Origin of the sequence: Brevundimonas sp. M20 (assembly GCF_006547065.1) — a bacterium.
GTDB lineage: Bacteria > Pseudomonadota > Alphaproteobacteria > Caulobacterales > Caulobacteraceae > Brevundimonas.
On the sequence record NZ_CP041243.1, the window covers coordinates 119,065 to 135,650 of the forward strand.

Annotated in this window: 16 protein-coding genes; 6 read left to right on the top strand and 10 right to left on the bottom strand. The window is 68.4% G+C overall.

Annotation, left to right across the window (positions count from 1 at the left end):
• Positions 1-63 precede the first annotated feature (63 nt).
• From polA to FKQ52_RS00620, 3 genes are read right to left on the bottom strand one after another with little or no spacing between them, the layout of a single operon-like run.
• Complete coding sequence (gene polA / locus FKQ52_RS00610) at positions 64-2,973, bottom strand: DNA polymerase I (RefSeq protein ID WP_141625380.1); 2,910 nt, start codon at positions 2,971-2,973, stop codon at positions 64-66.
• Between the two features lie 45 nt (positions 2,974-3,018).
• Positions 3,019-3,489: a hypothetical protein gene (locus FKQ52_RS00615; protein WP_141625381.1), complete on the bottom strand. Its 471-nt coding sequence runs from the start codon at positions 3,487-3,489 to the stop codon at positions 3,019-3,021.
• A gap of 8 nt (positions 3,490-3,497) precedes the next feature.
• Entirely contained in the window at positions 3,498-5,159 is a 1,662-nt protein-coding gene (locus FKQ52_RS00620) for a thiamine pyrophosphate-binding protein (RefSeq protein ID WP_141625382.1), read from the bottom strand.
• Positions 5,160-5,258: 99 nt separating this feature from the next.
• On the opposite strand from FKQ52_RS00620, the gene FKQ52_RS00625 reads away from it, so the two are divergent.
• On the top strand, positions 5,259-5,396 hold the full coding sequence (locus FKQ52_RS00625; protein WP_141625383.1) for an entericidin A/B family lipoprotein: 138 nt from the start codon (positions 5,259-5,261) through the stop codon (positions 5,394-5,396).
• A 65-nt stretch (positions 5,397-5,461) separates the two neighbouring features.
• Here FKQ52_RS00625 and truA read toward each other — a convergent pair whose 3' ends face one another.
• The 7 genes from truA to FKQ52_RS00660 form a co-directional block, all read right to left on the bottom strand.
• Positions 5,462-6,199, bottom strand: coding sequence for a tRNA pseudouridine(38-40) synthase TruA (truA, locus tag FKQ52_RS00630; RefSeq protein ID WP_141625384.1), 738 nt, complete (start codon positions 6,197-6,199; stop codon positions 5,462-5,464).
• Positions 6,199-7,125, bottom strand: coding sequence for a methionyl-tRNA formyltransferase (gene fmt, locus FKQ52_RS00635; protein ID WP_141625385.1), 927 nt, complete (start codon positions 7,123-7,125; stop codon positions 6,199-6,201). The genes truA and fmt overlap by 1 nt, the downstream gene beginning before the upstream one ends.
• An 18-nt stretch (positions 7,126-7,143) precedes the next feature.
• Positions 7,144-7,371, bottom strand: coding sequence for a hypothetical protein (locus FKQ52_RS00640; protein WP_141625386.1), 228 nt, complete (start codon positions 7,369-7,371; stop codon positions 7,144-7,146).
• Positions 7,371-7,958, bottom strand: a complete 588-nt coding sequence (locus FKQ52_RS00645) for a peptide deformylase (protein ID WP_141625387.1) — start codon at positions 7,956-7,958, stop codon at positions 7,371-7,373. Before FKQ52_RS00645 ends, FKQ52_RS00640 begins: the two co-directional genes overlap by 1 nt.
• 78 nt (positions 7,959-8,036) lie before the next feature.
• Entirely contained in the window at positions 8,037-8,453 is a 417-nt protein-coding gene (locus FKQ52_RS00650) for an acyl-CoA thioesterase (RefSeq protein WP_141625388.1), read from the bottom strand.
• Between the two features lie 81 nt (positions 8,454-8,534).
• Complete coding sequence (locus FKQ52_RS00655; protein ID WP_141625389.1) at positions 8,535-9,155, bottom strand: response regulator transcription factor; 621 nt, start codon at positions 9,153-9,155, stop codon at positions 8,535-8,537.
• Positions 9,152-10,693: a sensor histidine kinase gene (locus tag FKQ52_RS00660; RefSeq protein WP_240811694.1), complete on the bottom strand. Its 1,542-nt coding sequence runs from the start codon at positions 10,691-10,693 to the stop codon at positions 9,152-9,154. The genes FKQ52_RS00655 and FKQ52_RS00660 overlap by 4 nt, the downstream gene beginning before the upstream one ends.
• 308 nt (positions 10,694-11,001) lie before the next feature.
• Here FKQ52_RS00660 and FKQ52_RS00665 point away from each other — a divergent pair, with 308 nt between their 5' ends.
• From FKQ52_RS00665 to FKQ52_RS00685, 5 genes are read left to right on the top strand one after another with little or no spacing between them, the layout of a single operon-like run.
• Entirely contained in the window at positions 11,002-11,712 is a 711-nt protein-coding gene (locus tag FKQ52_RS00665; RefSeq protein WP_141625390.1) for a TorF family putative porin, read from the top strand.
• Between the two features lie 46 nt (positions 11,713-11,758).
• Complete coding sequence (locus FKQ52_RS00670; RefSeq protein WP_370451051.1) at positions 11,759-13,678, top strand: methyl-accepting chemotaxis protein; 1,920 nt, start codon at positions 11,759-11,761, stop codon at positions 13,676-13,678.
• The gene (locus tag FKQ52_RS00675) at positions 13,678-13,962 is read left to right on the top strand and encodes an STAS domain-containing protein (RefSeq protein WP_141625391.1); all 285 of its coding nucleotides are present in this window, start codon (positions 13,678-13,680) and stop codon (positions 13,960-13,962) included. Before FKQ52_RS00670 ends, FKQ52_RS00675 begins: the two co-directional genes overlap by 1 nt.
• Complete coding sequence (locus FKQ52_RS00680; protein WP_141625392.1) at positions 13,959-14,324, top strand: response regulator; 366 nt, start codon at positions 13,959-13,961, stop codon at positions 14,322-14,324. Before FKQ52_RS00675 ends, FKQ52_RS00680 begins: the two co-directional genes overlap by 4 nt.
• Before the next feature lie 13 nt (positions 14,325-14,337).
• The gene (locus tag FKQ52_RS00685; protein ID WP_141625393.1) at positions 14,338-16,584 is read left to right on the top strand and encodes a chemotaxis protein CheA; all 2,247 of its coding nucleotides are present in this window, start codon (positions 14,338-14,340) and stop codon (positions 16,582-16,584) included.
• Positions 16,585-16,586 lie beyond the last annotated feature (2 nt).

Sequence of the window (16,586 nt, forward strand, 5' to 3'; positions counted from 1 at the left end):
CCAAACGATTGGTAACCGTGGTTGTTGAGTTTGAAGAAATTCGCGTCTGTCTCGTTAGCGCTCTCAGTGCGCCTCGTCCCAGTTCGTCGCCGCCCGGGCGTCCACCACCAGCGGCACCGACAGGGCCACGGCGGGTTCGGCCGCGCCCTCCATCACGCGTTTGATCTCGACGATCGCCCGCTCCGCCAGTCCTTCGGGGCATTCGAACACCAGTTCGTCGTGCACCTGCAGCAGCATCTTCACCTCTGACAGGCCGGCGGCCTCCAGAGCGGCGGGCATGCGGATCATGGCGCGGCGGATGATGTCGGCGGCGGCGCCCTGGATGGGGGCGTTGATGGCGGCGCGTTCGCCGAACTGGCGCTCGGCGCCCGACTTGGAGTGGATGGCCGGGATGTGGATGCGGCGGCCGAAGACGGTCGAAACCGTCCCCGTCTCGCGCACCTGCGCCTTCGTCGCGTCCATATAGGCGCGGATGCCGGGGAAGCGCTCGAAATAGGTCTTGATGTAGGCTCCGGCCTCGCCCTGGTCGATGCCCAGCTGGGCGGCCAGACCGAAGGCGGAGATGCCGTAGACGATGCCGAAATTGATCGCCTTGGCGCGGCGGCGGGTCTCGGGGTCCATCTGGTCCAGCGGGACGTTGAACATCTCGCTGGCGGTGGCGGCGTGAATGTCGAGGCCCGCCTTGAAGGCGCGCTTCAACTCCGGAATGTCCCCGATGTGGGCCAGCAGGCGCAGTTCGATCTGGCTGTAGTCGGCGCTGATCAGGACATTGCCCGGCCCGGCGATAAAGGCCTGACGGATCTGGCGGCCGGTGGCCGTGCGGATCGGGATATTCTGCAGGTTCGGATCGCTTGAGGCCAGACGGCCGGTCGTGGCGGCGGCCAGCTGATAGCTGGTGTGCACGCGGTCGGTCCGGTCGTCGGCGGCCTCGATCAGGGCGTCCGTATAGGTGCCTTTCAGCTTGGCCAGCTGGCGCCAGTCCAGCAGGACGCGCGGCAGTTCATGGGTCAGGGCCAGCTCTTCCAGCACGCTGGCGTCTGTGCCCCACTGGCCGCTGGCGGTCTTCTTGCCGCCGGGCAGATTCATCTCGCCGAACAGGATGTCGCCCAGCTGTTTGGGGCTGCCGATGTTGAACGGGTGCCCGGCCAGGTCGTGGGCCTTCTGCTCCAGCTCGGCCATTTTCAGCCCGAACTCGCTGGACAGGGCGCGCAGACGGACGGGATCGACCCGGACCCCCTCGCGCTCCATCGCCGCCAGCGTCGCGGGCATGCCGCGCTCCAGCGTCTCATAGACGGTGACCAGCCCCTGCTCCGCCAGCTGCGGCTTGAGGATGCGCCACAGACGCAGGGTCACATCGGCGTCCTCGGCCGCATACTGCGTCGCCGGCTTCAGTTCGATATGCTTGAAGGACTTCTGGTTCTTGCCCGTGCCGCAGACCGCCTTGAACGGGATCGGCTCGTGGCCGAGGTGAAGGCGGGACAGCTCGTCCATCCCGTGCCCGTGCAGCCCGCCCTCGAGCACATAGCTGATCAGCATGGTGTCGTCGTAGGGCGCGACGGTGATCCCGCGCCCGGCCATGACGGCGATGTCGTATTTGATGTTCTGGCCGACCTTCAGGACCGCAGGGTTCTCCAGCAGGGCTTTGAGGCGGCCCAGAGCCGTCGCCTTGTCGATCTGGACGATGGGCTCGCGCGTATCGACCGCGTCGCCGAAGTCCAGACCCCCGCCGCCCGCCGGCGGCTCCAGCTCATGGGTCAGGGGAACGTAGCAGGCGTCGTTGGGCCCCAGCGCCAGCGATACGCCGCACAGGCCCGCATGGGTGGCGCTCAGGGCGTCCGTCTCGGTGTCGAAACCCACCACCCCGGCTTCGGTCGCGCGGGCGATGAAGGCGTCGAGCGCTTCAAGGGTCTGCACGACGACATAGGCCTCGTGGTCAAACGGCTGGACCGCAACGTCGGTCGAAACCGCCTGCGGGGCATAGCGGGGCGAGATGACGGGGGCGGTCATCGCCTTCGGTCGCGCCGCGAAGGCCGAACCGTCCTTGGCCGGAGCCTTGCCGTCGCCGACACGGTTGCGAAGGCTGCGGAACTCCATCTGGTCCAGGAAGGCGCCCAGGATTTCCGGATCGGGATCGCGCACGGCGAAATCACTGATCGGCTCGGGCGCCGGCGCGTCGCAGTCCAGCTTCACCAGCTCGCGGCTCAACCGGATCTGGTCGGCGAAATTGATCAGGGTCTCGCGACGCTTGGGTTGTTTGATTTCACTCGCCCGGGCCAGCAGGGTGTCCAGATCGCCGTACTCGTCCAGCAACTGCGCCGCCGTCTTGGGCCCGATGCCCGGCGCGCCCGGGACGTTGTCGACGCTATCCCCGATCAGGGCCTGCAGGTCGATCATCTTCTCCGGACCGACACCGAACTTCTCAAAGACGGCGTCTTCCGCCAGCCGTCGGTCCTTCATCGGGTCCCACATCACCACAGACGGCCCGATCAGCTGCATCAGGTCCTTGTCGGACGACACGATCACGGCCTCGCCCCCGGCGTCCCGCGCCTTGCAGGCATAGGTCGCGATCAGGTCGTCCGCCTCGAAGCCGGGCAGTTCGACACAGTGCACGCCGAATGCCGCCGTCGCTTCACGCACCAGCGGGAATTGTGGAACCAGATCCTCGGGAGGCGGCGGCCGGTGGGCCTTGTACTGATCGTACAGGCTGTTCCGGAACGTCTTCTCCGAATGGTCGAAGATAGCCACCAGATGGGTCGGCCCGTCCTCGCCCTTCATGTCCCGCAGCAGCTTCCACAGCATGTTGCAGTAGCCCTGCACCGCGCCCACCGGCAGGCCGTCCGACTTGCGCGTCAGGGGCGGCAGGGCGTGATAGGCGCGGAAAATGTAGGCCGAGGCGTCGATCATCCACAGGCGCACGGGGCCGCCTTCCACGGGCGTGTCAGGGGCGGTGGTCTCGGGCGTCGCGTCGGTCATGGCGCGAACATAGGGGCGCCCGGCCTTCCAGTCACCGGGGCGTTGTCAGGAGATCCAGGTGTTCTCGCACTGGCCCGCCAGCGTCCAGCCGGCGATGCCCGAAACCACCCGGCAGCGCACGCCCATTCCGGCCAGCGGCCCGTGCAGGATGCCCGCCTCGATGGTCGCGCCGCGCCCGTCGTAGACCGGCTTCCGGAACTGCACCCACTGCACCCGGTCGCCCGGCTGATGCGGACGGTTCGGATCATAGGTGGTCGGGAAGCTGACGCCGTACCGGCTCCACTCGCAGACCGGCTTCCAGTCGCCGCCCTCGCTGAACAGCCACAAGGGCGGCGGGGTGTTGCCCGCACCGAACTGGTAGTGCCCCTTGGCCACCGCGGCGATCACCGCGCAGTCGTTCTGGTTGGCCGCCTGCTCGCCCTGCGTCCCGGGCAATCCGGGAAGCCCCGGTTCGCCGGGCGTGCTCACGCAACCGGCCAGAGCGACGAGGGCGGCGGACAGGGCGGCGATGCGCATGGCGGTTCCTACTTCGAACGCAGGCCGGTGATCGTCCGGGTGGGGGCGATGTCCTCGGCCGAGGTGATCAGGTGAACGACGGCGGGCCGTCCGGCGTTCCGGGCCGCGGCGAAGGCGGCGGGGAAGTCTTCGGTGCGTTCGCAACGCACGCCGAATGCCCCGAACGCCTCGGCGTATTTCACGAAGTCGGGGTTCTTCAGATCGGTGGCCATGACCCGCTCCGCACCCGGATAGTGCGTCTCCTGATGCATGCGGATGGTGCCGTAGGCGCCGTTGTCGACGATCACCGCCACCGCGTTGATGCCGTACTGGACCGCCGTGGCGATCTCCTGCCCGGTCATCAGGTAGTCGCCGTCGCCCGCGATGCAGACCACGTCGGTGTCGGGCAGGACGCTCTTGGCCGCCAGCGCCGCCGGATAGCCGTAGCCCATGGCGCCCGAGGTCGGGGCCAGCTGGGTGCGACGGGCGTTGTGGCGGTGGAAGCGGTGCAGCCAGGCGGCGAAGTTTCCGGCCCCGTTGGTCAGGATGGCTTCGGCGGGCAGAACCTCGGTGATGTGGCGGATCACCTCGCTCATGTTCACCGCGCCGGTGACGGTCACGGGCGCGATGAAGGCCTCATAGTCCGCGTGCGCCTCGGCGGCCTGGGCGTGCCAGTCGCGGCCCGGTTCTATGGTCGAGATCGCCAGCGCCGCCAGCGAGTTGTCGGCCACCCCGCCCAGCGCCGCCGGCCAGACGCGGCCGATCTCCTCGGCGCCCGGATGGCTGTGCACCAGCGTCTGCGCCGTGCCCTCGCGGGTCAGCAGGGTGTAGCCGAGGGTCGGGTTCTCCCCCAGCCGCGCGCCGATGGCGACGATCAGGTCCGCCGCCTTCACCCGCGCGATCAGCTTCGGATTGGGGCCGAGGCCCAGGTCGCCCGCATAGTTGGGGCGGTCGTTGGCGATCAGGTCCTTGCGGCGGAACGACAGGGCGACCGGCAGGCCCAGACGCTCGGCCCAGTCGCCGATGGCGGTGGTCGCCTCGTCGGTCCAGCCCGAACCGCCCAGCACCAGCAGGGGGCGCTCGGCCTTCGCCAGCCTCTCCGCCAGGGCGGCGATGAAGGCGGGGTCCGGCGCGGCCTTCGCCGGGACGACCGGGCGCATCGGGGCGGGGCCGCCGTCCTCATGCAGGATGTCCTCGGGCAGGGCGATGACCACCGGTCCCATCCGGCCCTGCAGGGCGGTCGAGAAGGCGCGCTCGACCACCTCGACGGTGCGCGCGGGGCTTTCCAGCTCGGTCGCCCATTTGGCCAGTCCGCCGAATACCTCGCGGTAGTCGACCTCCTGGAAGGCGCCGCGGCCCCGGTCGGTCAGGGCGATCTGGCCGACGAACAGGATCATCGGGGTCGAGTCCTGATGCGCCGTGTGCACGCCGATGGAGGCGTGGGTCGCGCCCGGCCCGCGCGTGACCATGCAGACGCCCGGCTTGCCGGTCAGCTTGCCATAGGCCTCGGCCATGTTGGCTGCGCCCGCCTCGTGGCGGCAGGCGATGACCTGAATCCGGTCCCGCACATCGGCCAGCGCGTCCAGCACGGCCAGATAGCTTTCTCCCGGCACGCAGAAGACGCGATCAATGCCGTTCACGATCAGGGTTTCGACAAGGCGGCGGGCGGCGGTATTCGCGGGCTGGGTCATGGAGGCGATCTAGCAGACTGCGCGATGCATTGACCATGCAACCGCACGGCCACGCTTGCGTTTACGGCGCAGGTTCAACGTTTCCCCGGAGACTTTCCCATGAAAAAGATCATCGCCCTGACCATCGTCGCCGCCGCCCTGGCCGTTTCGGCCTGCAACACCGTCTCGGGCGTCGGCCGTGACGTGTCCGCCGCCGGCAGCGCCGTCACCACCGGCGCCGAACGCGCGAAGAACTGATCCTTCGGATCGCGCGAATGAAAAGGCCCGCCGGTGCGTCCGGCGGGCCTTTGTGTTTCTGCGCCTCAATACACCACGCCGGTCAGATACAGGCCGTCCGACGGGGCCACGGGGCCACAGGCGGCGCGGTCCTTCGCCTCCAGCGCCCTGGCCACATCCTCCACCGTCCAGCGGCCCAGCCCGACCTCGCACAGCGTCCCGGTCATCGAGCGCACCTGCCGGTGCAGGAAGCTGCGCGCCTCGAACACCAGATGCACCTCCTCGCCAACGCGGGTGACGCGGGCCACGTCCAGCGTCTTCTCCGGCGACTTCGACTGACAGTTCACATCGCGGAAGGTGGTGAAGTCGTGCAGGCCCACCAGCGTCTGCGCCGCCGCGTGCATGGCTTCGGCGTCCAGCGGCTTCTTCACATGCCAGACCCGACCCAGATCCAGCGCCGGGCGGCCCGGGCGGTTCAGGATGCGATACAGGTATTTGCGCCCGGTGGCCGAGAAGCGGGCGTGCCACTCGTCATCGACCGCCACACAGTCCAGCACCGACACCGCCTCGGTGATCAGGTGGGCGTTCATGGCGTTCATGACCGTGTGCTCGGGCCAGTCCTTCTCCAGATCGAAGCTGACCACCTGACCGGTCGCATGGACGCCGGTGTCGGTGCGACCCGCCGCCGCCAGCCGGATGGTCTGGCCCGAGAAGGCCTTGATCGCCGCCTCCAGCGCGCCCTGCACGGTCGGCTGTCCGGCCTGCACCTGAAAGCCGTTGTAGCCCGAGCCGTCGTATTCAACGGTCAGCCGGTAGCGGGGCATCAGGCCAGAACCGTTCCGGCGGGCAGGCTGAACCCACGCAGCATCTCGTCCGCCGCCTGCTGGGCCTTGCCCTCGCGCTGAACGCGGATCAGGCGCACGGCGCCCTCGCCGCAGGCGATACGCAAGCCGTCGCCGTCCAGCACCGTTCCGGGCGCCCCCGATCCCTCGGTCAGACCTGACAACAGCGCCTTGATCCGCACCGGCCCCTCGACGCCGGGCGCCTCGAACCAGGCGCCGGGGAAGGGCGACAGGCCGCGAATGTGAGCGTCCACCTCGGCGGCGGAGCGGGACCAGTCGATGCGGGCCTCGGCCGGGGTGATCTTGCGGGCATAGGTCGGCTCCCCGACCTGCGGCGTGCCCGCGGCGCCGCCGCGGTCGATGGCGGCCAGCGCACGCGGCCACAGGCTGGCGCCGGTGTGCGACATGCGTTCCGACAGGGTGGCGGCGGTGTCGTCGGAATGGATGTCCATGATCTCGGACAGCAGGACGTCACCCTCGTCCAGACCTTCGCTCATCCGCATGATCTGTACGCCTGTCTGTTTGTCCCCGGCCATGATGGCGCGCTGGATCGGGGCGGCGCCGCGCCACCGGGGCAGCAGCGAGCCGTGCAGGTTGAAACAGCCCAGACGCGGCGCCTCCAGCACCTCCGTCTTCAGAATCTGGCCGTAGGCGACCACGCAGGCCGCATCCAGATCGAGGCTCTGGAAGTCGGCGATGGCCTCGGGCGACTTCATGGATGCGGGCGTGAACACCGGCAGGCCCATGGTCTCGGCGAAGGCGTGAACCGGCGAGGGCGTCAGCTTCTGGCCGCGTCCGCGCGGCTTGGGCGGTTGGGAATAGACGGCCACGACCTCATGACCGCTGGCGATCAGTTCGGCCAGCGACGGCACGGCGAAGTCGGGGGTACCCATGAAGGCGAGGCGCATGGCGGGCCTCCTAGCCTCTTACTCCCAGCGGGTCGAGACTCCGCCGCCCTCATCCCACTCGCCGCCGGCGTCGAGGGCGTCATTGAAGTCCAGCAGGCGATCCAGAAGGATGCCCGCGACCACGCCGACGGCGACCACGCCGACAATGGCGGCGACCGAGGCGACGCCGACCTTTTCATTGCGGGTCAGACGACGCCGGCCGCGCGTGTCGATGATGCGGTCGCGGTTGCGTTTCATGCGAGCCATCAGGCGGCCATCCTCGCGGCCTTCTTGACCTTGGCCACGGCGCGTTCGCGGCGCAGGCGGGTCAGGTGGTCGATGAACAGGACGCCGTTCAGGTGATCCATCTCATGCTGGATGCAGACCGCGTACAGGCCCTCGCACTCTTCCTCGATCGCTTCGCCGTTGAAGCCGAGATATTTGATGCGGCACCGCGCCGGGCGCTCGACCGAGTCGAAATATTCCGGGATCGACAGGCAGCCCTCGTCGTAGGGCGCGGTCTCCTCGGAGGTCCAGACGATCTCCGGGTTGACGAAGAAGCGCGGGTTGCGACGCTCGGCCTCCCACTTGGCGCGCTCTTCCTCGCTCAGGGTCGACGGATCCACGTCCTCGTCGCCGAGCTTGTCACCCAGATCCATGACGATCACCCGGCGGGTGTCGCCGATCTGCACGGCGGCCAGGCCGATGCCCGGGGCGTCGTACATGGTGTCGAGCATGTCGGTCATCAGACCGCGCAGTTCGTCGGTCACCGGACCTTCGACCGGAGTGGAGATCTTCTTCAGCACGGCCAGATCGGCGGCGTTGTCGATGGTGAGGATACGGCGAACGGTCATGCCCGCGAGGTAGGCCCGAAGGGGCCGCAGGTCAAGATTTCCGACTGTTTCGAGGGGTTATTGCCGGCTGCGCGCCGGTCATGTCGCGGGCGCGTCGAGACCCGGCAGGGCGCGAGGCTTCCGGTCCCTGTCGATGGCGACATAGGTGAAGACGCCCTCGGTCACGCGCACGGATTCGGCCGCGACATGGTTGCGGGCGCGCTTCCAGGCCTCGACGTGCACGCGGATCGAGGTGCGGCCGGTCTTGATGACCTTCGCATAGATCGACACCTCGTCGCCCACGGACACCGGCTGGTGGAAGACCATGCCGTCCAGCGCGATGGTGGCGCAGCGACCCTGCGCCAGTTCGAAGGCCGGGGTGGCGCCGGCGAGGTCCATCTGGGCCAGCAGCCAGCCGCCGAAGATGTCGCCTTCGGGGTTGGTGTCGGCGGGCATGGCGATCACCCGGCCGACGGGCTGGCCGGTCGGGCGGGGCGGGGAAGCGTGATCGCTCATGGTCGGATTCCGTGACGTCAGGGGGAGGCCGGCTCATATCGACCCCGACCCGCGGGGCCGCAAGGCCGCGTTCGCCGCGCGTCAGGCTTGCGGGGCGACCGACAGGCCCATGCGGACCAGCGCCGACAGGCTGTCCGCCTGCATCTTGTCCATCACCTTGGAGCGGAAAATCTCGACCGTCCGGGGACTGATCGACAGCAGCAGGGCGATCTCCTTATTCGACTTGCCCTCGATCAGGGCGTCGAACACCTGACGTTCGCGCGGGGTCAGCAGGCCCAGTTTGCGGTCCGTCTCCAGCCGTTGCTCCTGCCGGGCCGACAGGTCGTCCAGCTGTTCCAGCGCGCCCTTGACGGTTTCCAGCATCCGCACCGGATCGAATGGCTTTTCGATGAAGTCGATGACGCCGGCCTTCATCAGCTGCACCGCCATCGGCACGTCCGCGTGGCCGGTGAAGACGATGACCGGCCAGGTGCGGTCGTTCAGTTCGTTCAGGCGGTGCACCACCTCGGTGCCGTCCATCCCGGGCATGCGGATGTCGGTGACGACGCAGGCGGAGCGGTCCTCCGGCAGGTTGGCGAAGAAGTCGGCGCCGCTGGCGAAGCCGCGCGCCCGGACCCCTTCGCTCCGCAGCAGGTACAGCAACGAGTCCCGCACCGCCGCGTCGTCGTCGATCACGAAGACCGAATGCCTGATGTCGTTCATCCTTCGTCAGCTCCGCGCGGCAGGTCGATAGTGAAGGCGGCCCCGCCCATGTCGCTGCGTCCGACGGTCAGGGCGCCGCCGTGGCTCTCGACGATCTTGCGCGTCACCGACAGCCCCAGACCCATGCCGGAGGACTTGGTGGTCGTCATCGGACGGAAGATGCTTTCGATGTCATCGCCGGCAATGCCCGGACCGTTGTCTTCTACCGTCACCCGATATCCCTCTTCGCCCAAGGACACGCCACGGATCACCACAACGGGTTGCGCCTGCCCCGCGGCCGCCTCTGCGGCGTTACGGACCAGGTTGATCAGGGCTTGTTGAAACTGGATACGCTCGGCCCGCACGGTATCGTCGTTGTTAGCGATAACAGTGCGAATCTCGACCGCCCTGTCGCGACTAATAAGGGCGAAAGATGGGCCCAGGTCCTCGATCATGGAGGAAATCTGCTCGTCGCCCAGTCCGCGTGTCCCGGTGGCCAGCATATCGCGCATGCGACGGATAATCGTCCCGGCCCGGAGAATTTGCCCCTTCGCCAGCTCCAGCGTCCGCGCCGCGCTCTGGCCGATCAGTCCGGCGCGCTCGATGTCGCGCTGGCTGGCCTGCATATAGGTAGTCGCCGCGCTCAGCGGCTGGTTCAGCTCGTGAGCCAGGGTCGCCGCCATCTCGCCCAATGAGTTCAGCCGCCAGACGTGGTTCAGCTGGATGTCCAGCTCGCGCGCCCGCTCGGTGGCCGTCTCGGCCTCCGTCAGATCGGTGATGCAGACCGCCGCATAGTCCTCTTCCGACGCCTCGGGCATCACGCCCATCTGCAGGCTCAGGATCAGCGGTCTGCCGTCCGGACGGCGGCCGATCCAGTGCCCGGTCGGAGCCTCCAGCGGACCGTTCGAGGCCTTGTCGCCCTGTCGGGACAGATCGAAGCCGTGCACCAGATCGCCGAAGGGCCGACCCGCCGTGGTGGCGCTGTCGACATCGAACAGGCTCGCCGCCGCCGGGGTCAGCCGGCGGATGCGCCCGCCGCGATCCAGGATGACGACCGGCACCGTGGCCAGAACGGTGTCCAGCACCGCATTGCGTCCGGCCAGGGTCCGGGTCAGCTCGATGGACCGGCGATGCATGCGTCGCTGCGCCCAGCAGATTTCCGCCACCAACCAGCTGACCGCCACGAACAGGCCGGCGTTGATGACCGTGTCCGCGATGCCCGCGCGCGGGACCAGCAGGATGTTCCCGGCGATGGACAGGGCGATGGCCAGCGCCGTCGGCGCCCGTCGCGCCAGCATGGCCGTGAGCACCACCGCCGGCACCGCCGGCAGGTAGAAGAAGTCACCGAAAAACTCGAGCGCGCCGCGCAGCGCGAAACAGGCGGCCACCGAAAGAACGGCCAGCAGGTAGGCCCGCCACCCCCGGTAGGTCCGGGTGGTCGCCATGGAGAACAGAACCTCCGATGCCGAGCGCGTGCCTGTCACCCTTTCCAGATCGATTCCGGTGACCGGATCGACCCCTCCCTCCACCGAAGCCTTCGCTTCGTTCGAGTCAGGCATACCAACTATCTTTGTAAGGGAAAATACGTATGTGTCCCGCGCGACAATATTGCATGTGGAAGCCGGATCGTCGGACGATTCGCACCGCGGGAAAGTAAACTCGTCCGTGGGGGGATTTCGTCGCCCTGGGGCGCGATCCTCTGACGGGTTGATCAGAGGAGCCGAAAGCCGGCGCCCCCGCCCGGCGCCGGCCTCCGGCCAGCGACAAATGTGCAACAGTTCGTGCCTTACGAGTTTGTACGTACCGTCAAGTTTACGAAGAATATTAGCGTTACCCCGACTATCCCCCTCAACAACCAGGGGTAAGAATGTCCTCCATCGCTTTCCAGAATGTGCGCCGGATTGGCGCGATTGTTTCGTCCGCCGCCGCGATCGTCTGTCTCGCTATCGCCGGTCCGGCCATGGCGGATCCCGAGTTCGACTTCCAGGTCGGCGTCGCCAGTGAGTACCTCGGCAAGGGTGTCGCCAAGAGCAACGGCGAAGTGGCCTGGTCCGGCCAGATCGAAGTCACCCAGGGTGACTTCCACGCCAGCGTCTTCGCCTCGACCGCTGAACTGTCGCAGGGTTCGGATTCCGAAATCGTCACCACCGTGGGCTGGGCTCCCGAGGCCTTCGGCTTCGAGTTCGACTTCGCGGTCGTGAACCGCGAACTGCCCGGCGCCGCCGCCGGGGTCGATGAAAACTATTGGGAATATCAGGCCGACGTCTCGCGCAGCATCGGTCCGGTCAGCGCCCGCGTCCGCGTCAACTATACGGACGACGGCTTCGCCTCGACCCGGGAAGCCTGGTGGGTCGAGGCCCAGGGCGCCTACAAGATTTCGTCCAGCACGAAGGCGTCGGTAGCCGTCGGCAATCGCCGCGCTCACGGCGGCGCCGACTACGTCGCCTGGAACGTCGGCGTGAAGCACAAGCTGACCGACGCCATCGCCGTGGATGTCCGCTGGTACGACACCGACAAGCACGACCTGGGTGAGAACTACGACGGCCGTCTGGTCGGCGCCCTCACCTTCGCCTTCTGATTTTCGTTCGCACACCCGGGGCTTAACAGTGAACTTTTTGAACAACTTGCCTGTCGGCCGGAAACTGTTCCTGGCCTTCGCCTGCGTCCTGACGGCCATCGCGGCCATGGGCGCGGTCGTCTTCATGCAGATGCTCGCTCTGGATCAGGCGGGCGTCCAACGCTCGGCCGCCAACCAGATGGTCCGCTCGACCGCTGCGGCGGAATTCTATCTGGCGCGTCAGGAGAACGCCTTCCGCGGCTTCCTGCTGTCGGGTGACGAGTACTACATCGAGCGCGCCAACGGGCACCGCGCGAAGTTCAGGGAGGCCGTCCAGGAGATGGCGGACACCGGCGGCCCGGCCGTTCAGGAAGAAGCGACTGCCCTGCTGAGTTCGGCCGATGCCTGGTTCGAGCACGTCGTCGTGCGCGGCGCCGCCCTGGCCCGCAATCCGGAGACCCAGTCCCGCGCCGTCGCCATGGTGGGCCGCAGCGGCTCCGCGGACCAGATCATCGAGCCGGTCGAAGGCGCCCTGGAGACCATCAAGCAGAGCAACATGGCCGAACTGGAACGCGTCCGCGCGGCCCAGGCCCAAGCGTCGGCCACCGCCAAGTGGACGCTGGGCCTCGGCATCGGCGCCGCGATCCTGCTGTCGCTGTTCGCCGGCCTGACCTTGACGCGGGGCATCGGTGGTCCGGTGCTGAAGATGGTCGAGCACATGAAGCGCCTGATTGGCGGCGACACCTCGCTGCAGGTGCCGGAAGCCGGTCGCAAGGACGAGTTCGGCGCCATGGGCCAGGCGATCCTCGCCTTCCGCGACGCCGCGATCGAAAAGGTCCGGGTCGAGGCCGAAGCCGCCGAAGCTCGTGAGCGGGCCGAGGAGGAGCGTCGCCGCAACCTGACCGCCAGCGAAGCCGCCGCCGAGGAACAGGCCCTGGTCGTGAGCGCCCTCGCCGAAGGTCTGGAGCGTCTCAGCGCCGGTGACCTGACCTACCGCCTGACCCAGACCTTCCCGACCCACTATGTGAAGCTGCAGTCGGACTTCAACGCGGCCATCGGCCAGCTGAAGGACGCCATGTCGGTGGTCGTCTCGAACGTCTCGGCCATCCGCTCGGGCTCGGGCGAGATCAGCCACGCCGCCGACGACCTGTCGCGCCGCACCGAGCAACAGGCCGCCTCGCTGGAGGAAACCGCCGCCGCCCTGGACCAGATCACCGCCACGGTGAACAAGACCGCCTCGGGCGCCCGTCAGGCCTCGGACGTGGTGCAGGGCGCGCGTGGCGACGCCGAAACCTCGGGCATTGTCGTCCGTGACGCCGTCGCCGCCATGAGCGCCATCGAGCAGTCGTCCAGCCAGATCAGCCAGATCATCGGGGTGATCGACGAAATCGCCTTCCAGACCAATCTGCTGGCCCTGAACGCCGGCGTCGAGGCCGCTCGCGCCGGTGACGCGGGCCGCGGCTTCGCGGTCGTCGCCTCGGAAGTGCGGGCCCTGGCCCAGCGCTCGGCCGAAGCGGCCAAGGAGATCAAGACCCTGATCTCGGCCTCGGGAACCCAGGTCGCCTCGGGCGTGAGCCTGGTCGGTCAGACCGGCGAAGCCCTGCAGCGTATCGTCAGCCGCGTCGCGGAGATCGACAGCCTCGTTTCGGAAATCGCCGCCTCGGCGCAGGAACAGGCCACCGGCCTCCAGCAGGTGAACACCGCCGTCAACCAGATGGATCAGGTCACCCAGCAGAACGCCGCCATGGTCGAGCAGTCGACCGCCGCCAGCCACTCGCTGTCGCAGGAAGCCGAGAGCCTCGCCTCATCGGTCGCCCGCTTCCGCATCGGCGACGGCAGTGTTCAGGCGACCCGCGCCACGCCGCGCGCGTCCGCTCCGGCTCCTCGTCCGGCCGCCCATGCCCCGGTTCCGCAAATGCGCGCCACCGGCCGCGGCGGCGCCGCCCTGAAAACGCAGGCCGTCGAGGACGGCTGGGAGGAGTTCTGATGAGCGCTTCGGTCGTCCTTCCCTCCGTGCTGGACATCCGCGCCGCGGGTCCGTTGCAGGGCGAAATCCTCGGCCTGCGCGGGCAGCCCCTGACCCTGGACGTCTCGTCCGTCGAGCGTCTTGGCGGCCTGTGCCTCCAGGTTCTGCTGTCGGCGCGCGCCACCTGGGCCGCTGACGGTCAGCCGCTGACCGTGACGACCGGCGACGACGCCAACTTCTCCGACCAATGGGCCGCCTTCGGCGCGGCCCCCTTCGACACCAGCCCCGTGGGAGCCGCAGCGTGACCAAGACTGTTCTGACCGTCGACGATTCCCGCACCATGCGCGACATGCTGCTGCTGGCCTTGCAGGACGCCGGCTACAACGTCATCCAGGCCGTGGACGGCGTGCATGGCCTTGAGGTGCTGGCCGCCAACGGCGCCGACATCATCATCACCGACATCAACATGCCCCGGATGGACGGCTTCGGCGTCATCGAGGGCGTGCGCGCCGACCCGAACCACCGCCACACGCCGGTGCTGGTCCTGACGACCGAGAGCGACGCCGAGAAAAAGGCCCGCGCCCGCGCCGCCGGAGCCACCGGCTGGATTGTAAAACCCTTCGACCCGGTCAAGCTGGTGGACGCCGTCCGCCGCGTGGCCGCCTGACCCAGAGGCTTCCGTGGACGCATTCGAAGCGATCAAGGCGACCTTCTTCCAGGAATGCGACGAACTGCTCGCCGACCTGGAAGCCAAGCTGCTGGTGCTTGAGTCGGGCCAGACCGACAGCGAGACGATCAACGCCGTCTTCCGGGCCGTTCACTCGGTGAAGGGCGGCGCCGGCGCCTTCGGTCTGGACGCGCTGGTCCGCTTCGCCCACGTCTTCGAAACCCTGCTGGATGAACTGCGCGCGGGCCGCAAGCCCTGCGACGAGGTCACCGTCCGCACCCTGCTGCGCGCCTCGGACGTGCTGGCCGACCACGTCGCCGCCGCCCAGGGGCACGCCCCGGAGGTCGAGGAAGCCCGTTCCGCCGGTCTGGTCGCCGAGATGGAGGTCCTGACCCATGGCGAGGCCTCGGTTCCCGGCGCCGCCGTCGAGGAGGAGGATGACTTCGGCTTCACCCCCCTGACCGTCGGCCTGGCCCCGCTGCCCTCGCTGGACCTTCCGCCCCTCGACCTTCCGCCCCTGGCCGCTCCGGCGGCTGACGCGGGCTGGCGCATCGTGTTCCGTCCGCACGGCGCCATGTACGCCAACGCCAATGAGACGGGCCTGCTGCTGCGCGAACTGGGCCGTCTGGGTCCGATCACCGTCTCGCTGGACGACAGTGCGGTCCCTGCACTCGACGCCCTCATCGTCGAGGAAAACCACCTGATCTGGACCATCGAGCTGACGGGTGAGGCGACCGAGGCCGCCGTCCGTGACGTGTTCGATTTCGTCGAGAGCGACTGCGACCTCAGCATCACCGCCCTGGGCGCCGCCGCGACCTCGCCGGACCTGCCCGATTTGCCGTCGTTGACTGCGGCCGCGCCGGCCCCGGCTGATCTGGATATCTCGGCCCTGCTGGCCGCCGCCGCTGCCGCGCCCGTCGAGACCCCTGCTCCGGCTCCGGTCGCCATCGCGCCGGTCATCGAGGCCGCCGCCGCACCGGTCGCGCCTCCGGCTCCCGCCGTCGCGCCCACGCCCCCCGCTGCGAACGCACCCGCAGCGCCCTCGGCCCCCGCCGCTCCGGCCACCATCCGGGTCGATCTCGACCGCGTCGATCGCCTGATCAACGCCGTCGGGGAGCTGGTCATCCAGCAGGCCATGCTGGCCCAGCGCGTCGCCGAAAGCGGCATGGCCGCCCGGTCGTCGGCGGTCATGATGGGTCTGGAAGATCTCGAACTCCTGACCCGCGAGATTCAGGACAGCGTCATGGCCATCCGGGCCCAGCCCGTGAAGTCGGTCTTCCAGCGCATGCCGCGCCTCGTCCGCGAAGTCGGCGAGATGACCGGCAAGAAGGTCCGTCTGGTCACCGCCGGCGAGGACACCGAGGTCGACAAGACCGTGGTCGAACGTCTGGCCGAACCGATCACCCACATGCTGCGCAACGCCATCGACCACGGGCTGGAAACGCCCGCGGATCGCGAGGCCGCGGGCAAGTCGCCGGAAGGCACGGTCCATCTGGCCGCCCTGCACCGCTCGGGCCGCATCGTCATCGAAATCTCCGACGACGGCCGCGGCATCAACCGCGAACGGGTCAAGGGGATCGCCGTGTCGCGCGGTCTGATCGCCGAAGACGCGGTCCTGACCGACGACGAGATCGACAATCTGATCTTCCTGCCGGGCTTCTCCACCGCCGAGACCATCACCGATGTGTCGGGTCGCGGCGTCGGCATGGATGTGGTCAAGCGCTCCATTCAGGCGCTGGGCGGCCGCATCACCATCAGCTCGGTTCCGGGCAAGGGCTCGACCTTCACCCTCAGCCTGCCGCTGACGCTGGCGGTGCTGGACGGCATGGTCGTCGGCGCCGCCGAACAGACGCTGGTCGCGCCCCTGTCGAACATCGTCGAAAGCCTGACGCCGCGCGCCGATGACGTGCACTACGTCGGCGGCCGTGACGCGGTCATCCGCTTCCGCGAAAACTTCGTGCCGCTGGTCGACGTGGCCCAGGTGATGGGCTTCCGCGACACGCCGGTGACGCCGGGTCAGGGCGTCGCCGTGGTGGTCGAAACCGAATCCGGCGCTCGCGCCGCCCTGATGGTCGACGCCATCCAGGGTCAGCGCCAGGTCGTCATCAAGAGCCTGGAAACCAACTACCAGCAGGTGCCCGGCGTCGCCGCCGCCACCATCCTCGGCGACGGCCGCGTCGCCCTCATCCTCGATGTCGACGCCATCGTCGCCAACGCCCGTCGCCGTGCGGCGGGGCCTGAACTCAAGCTCGCGAGCTGATC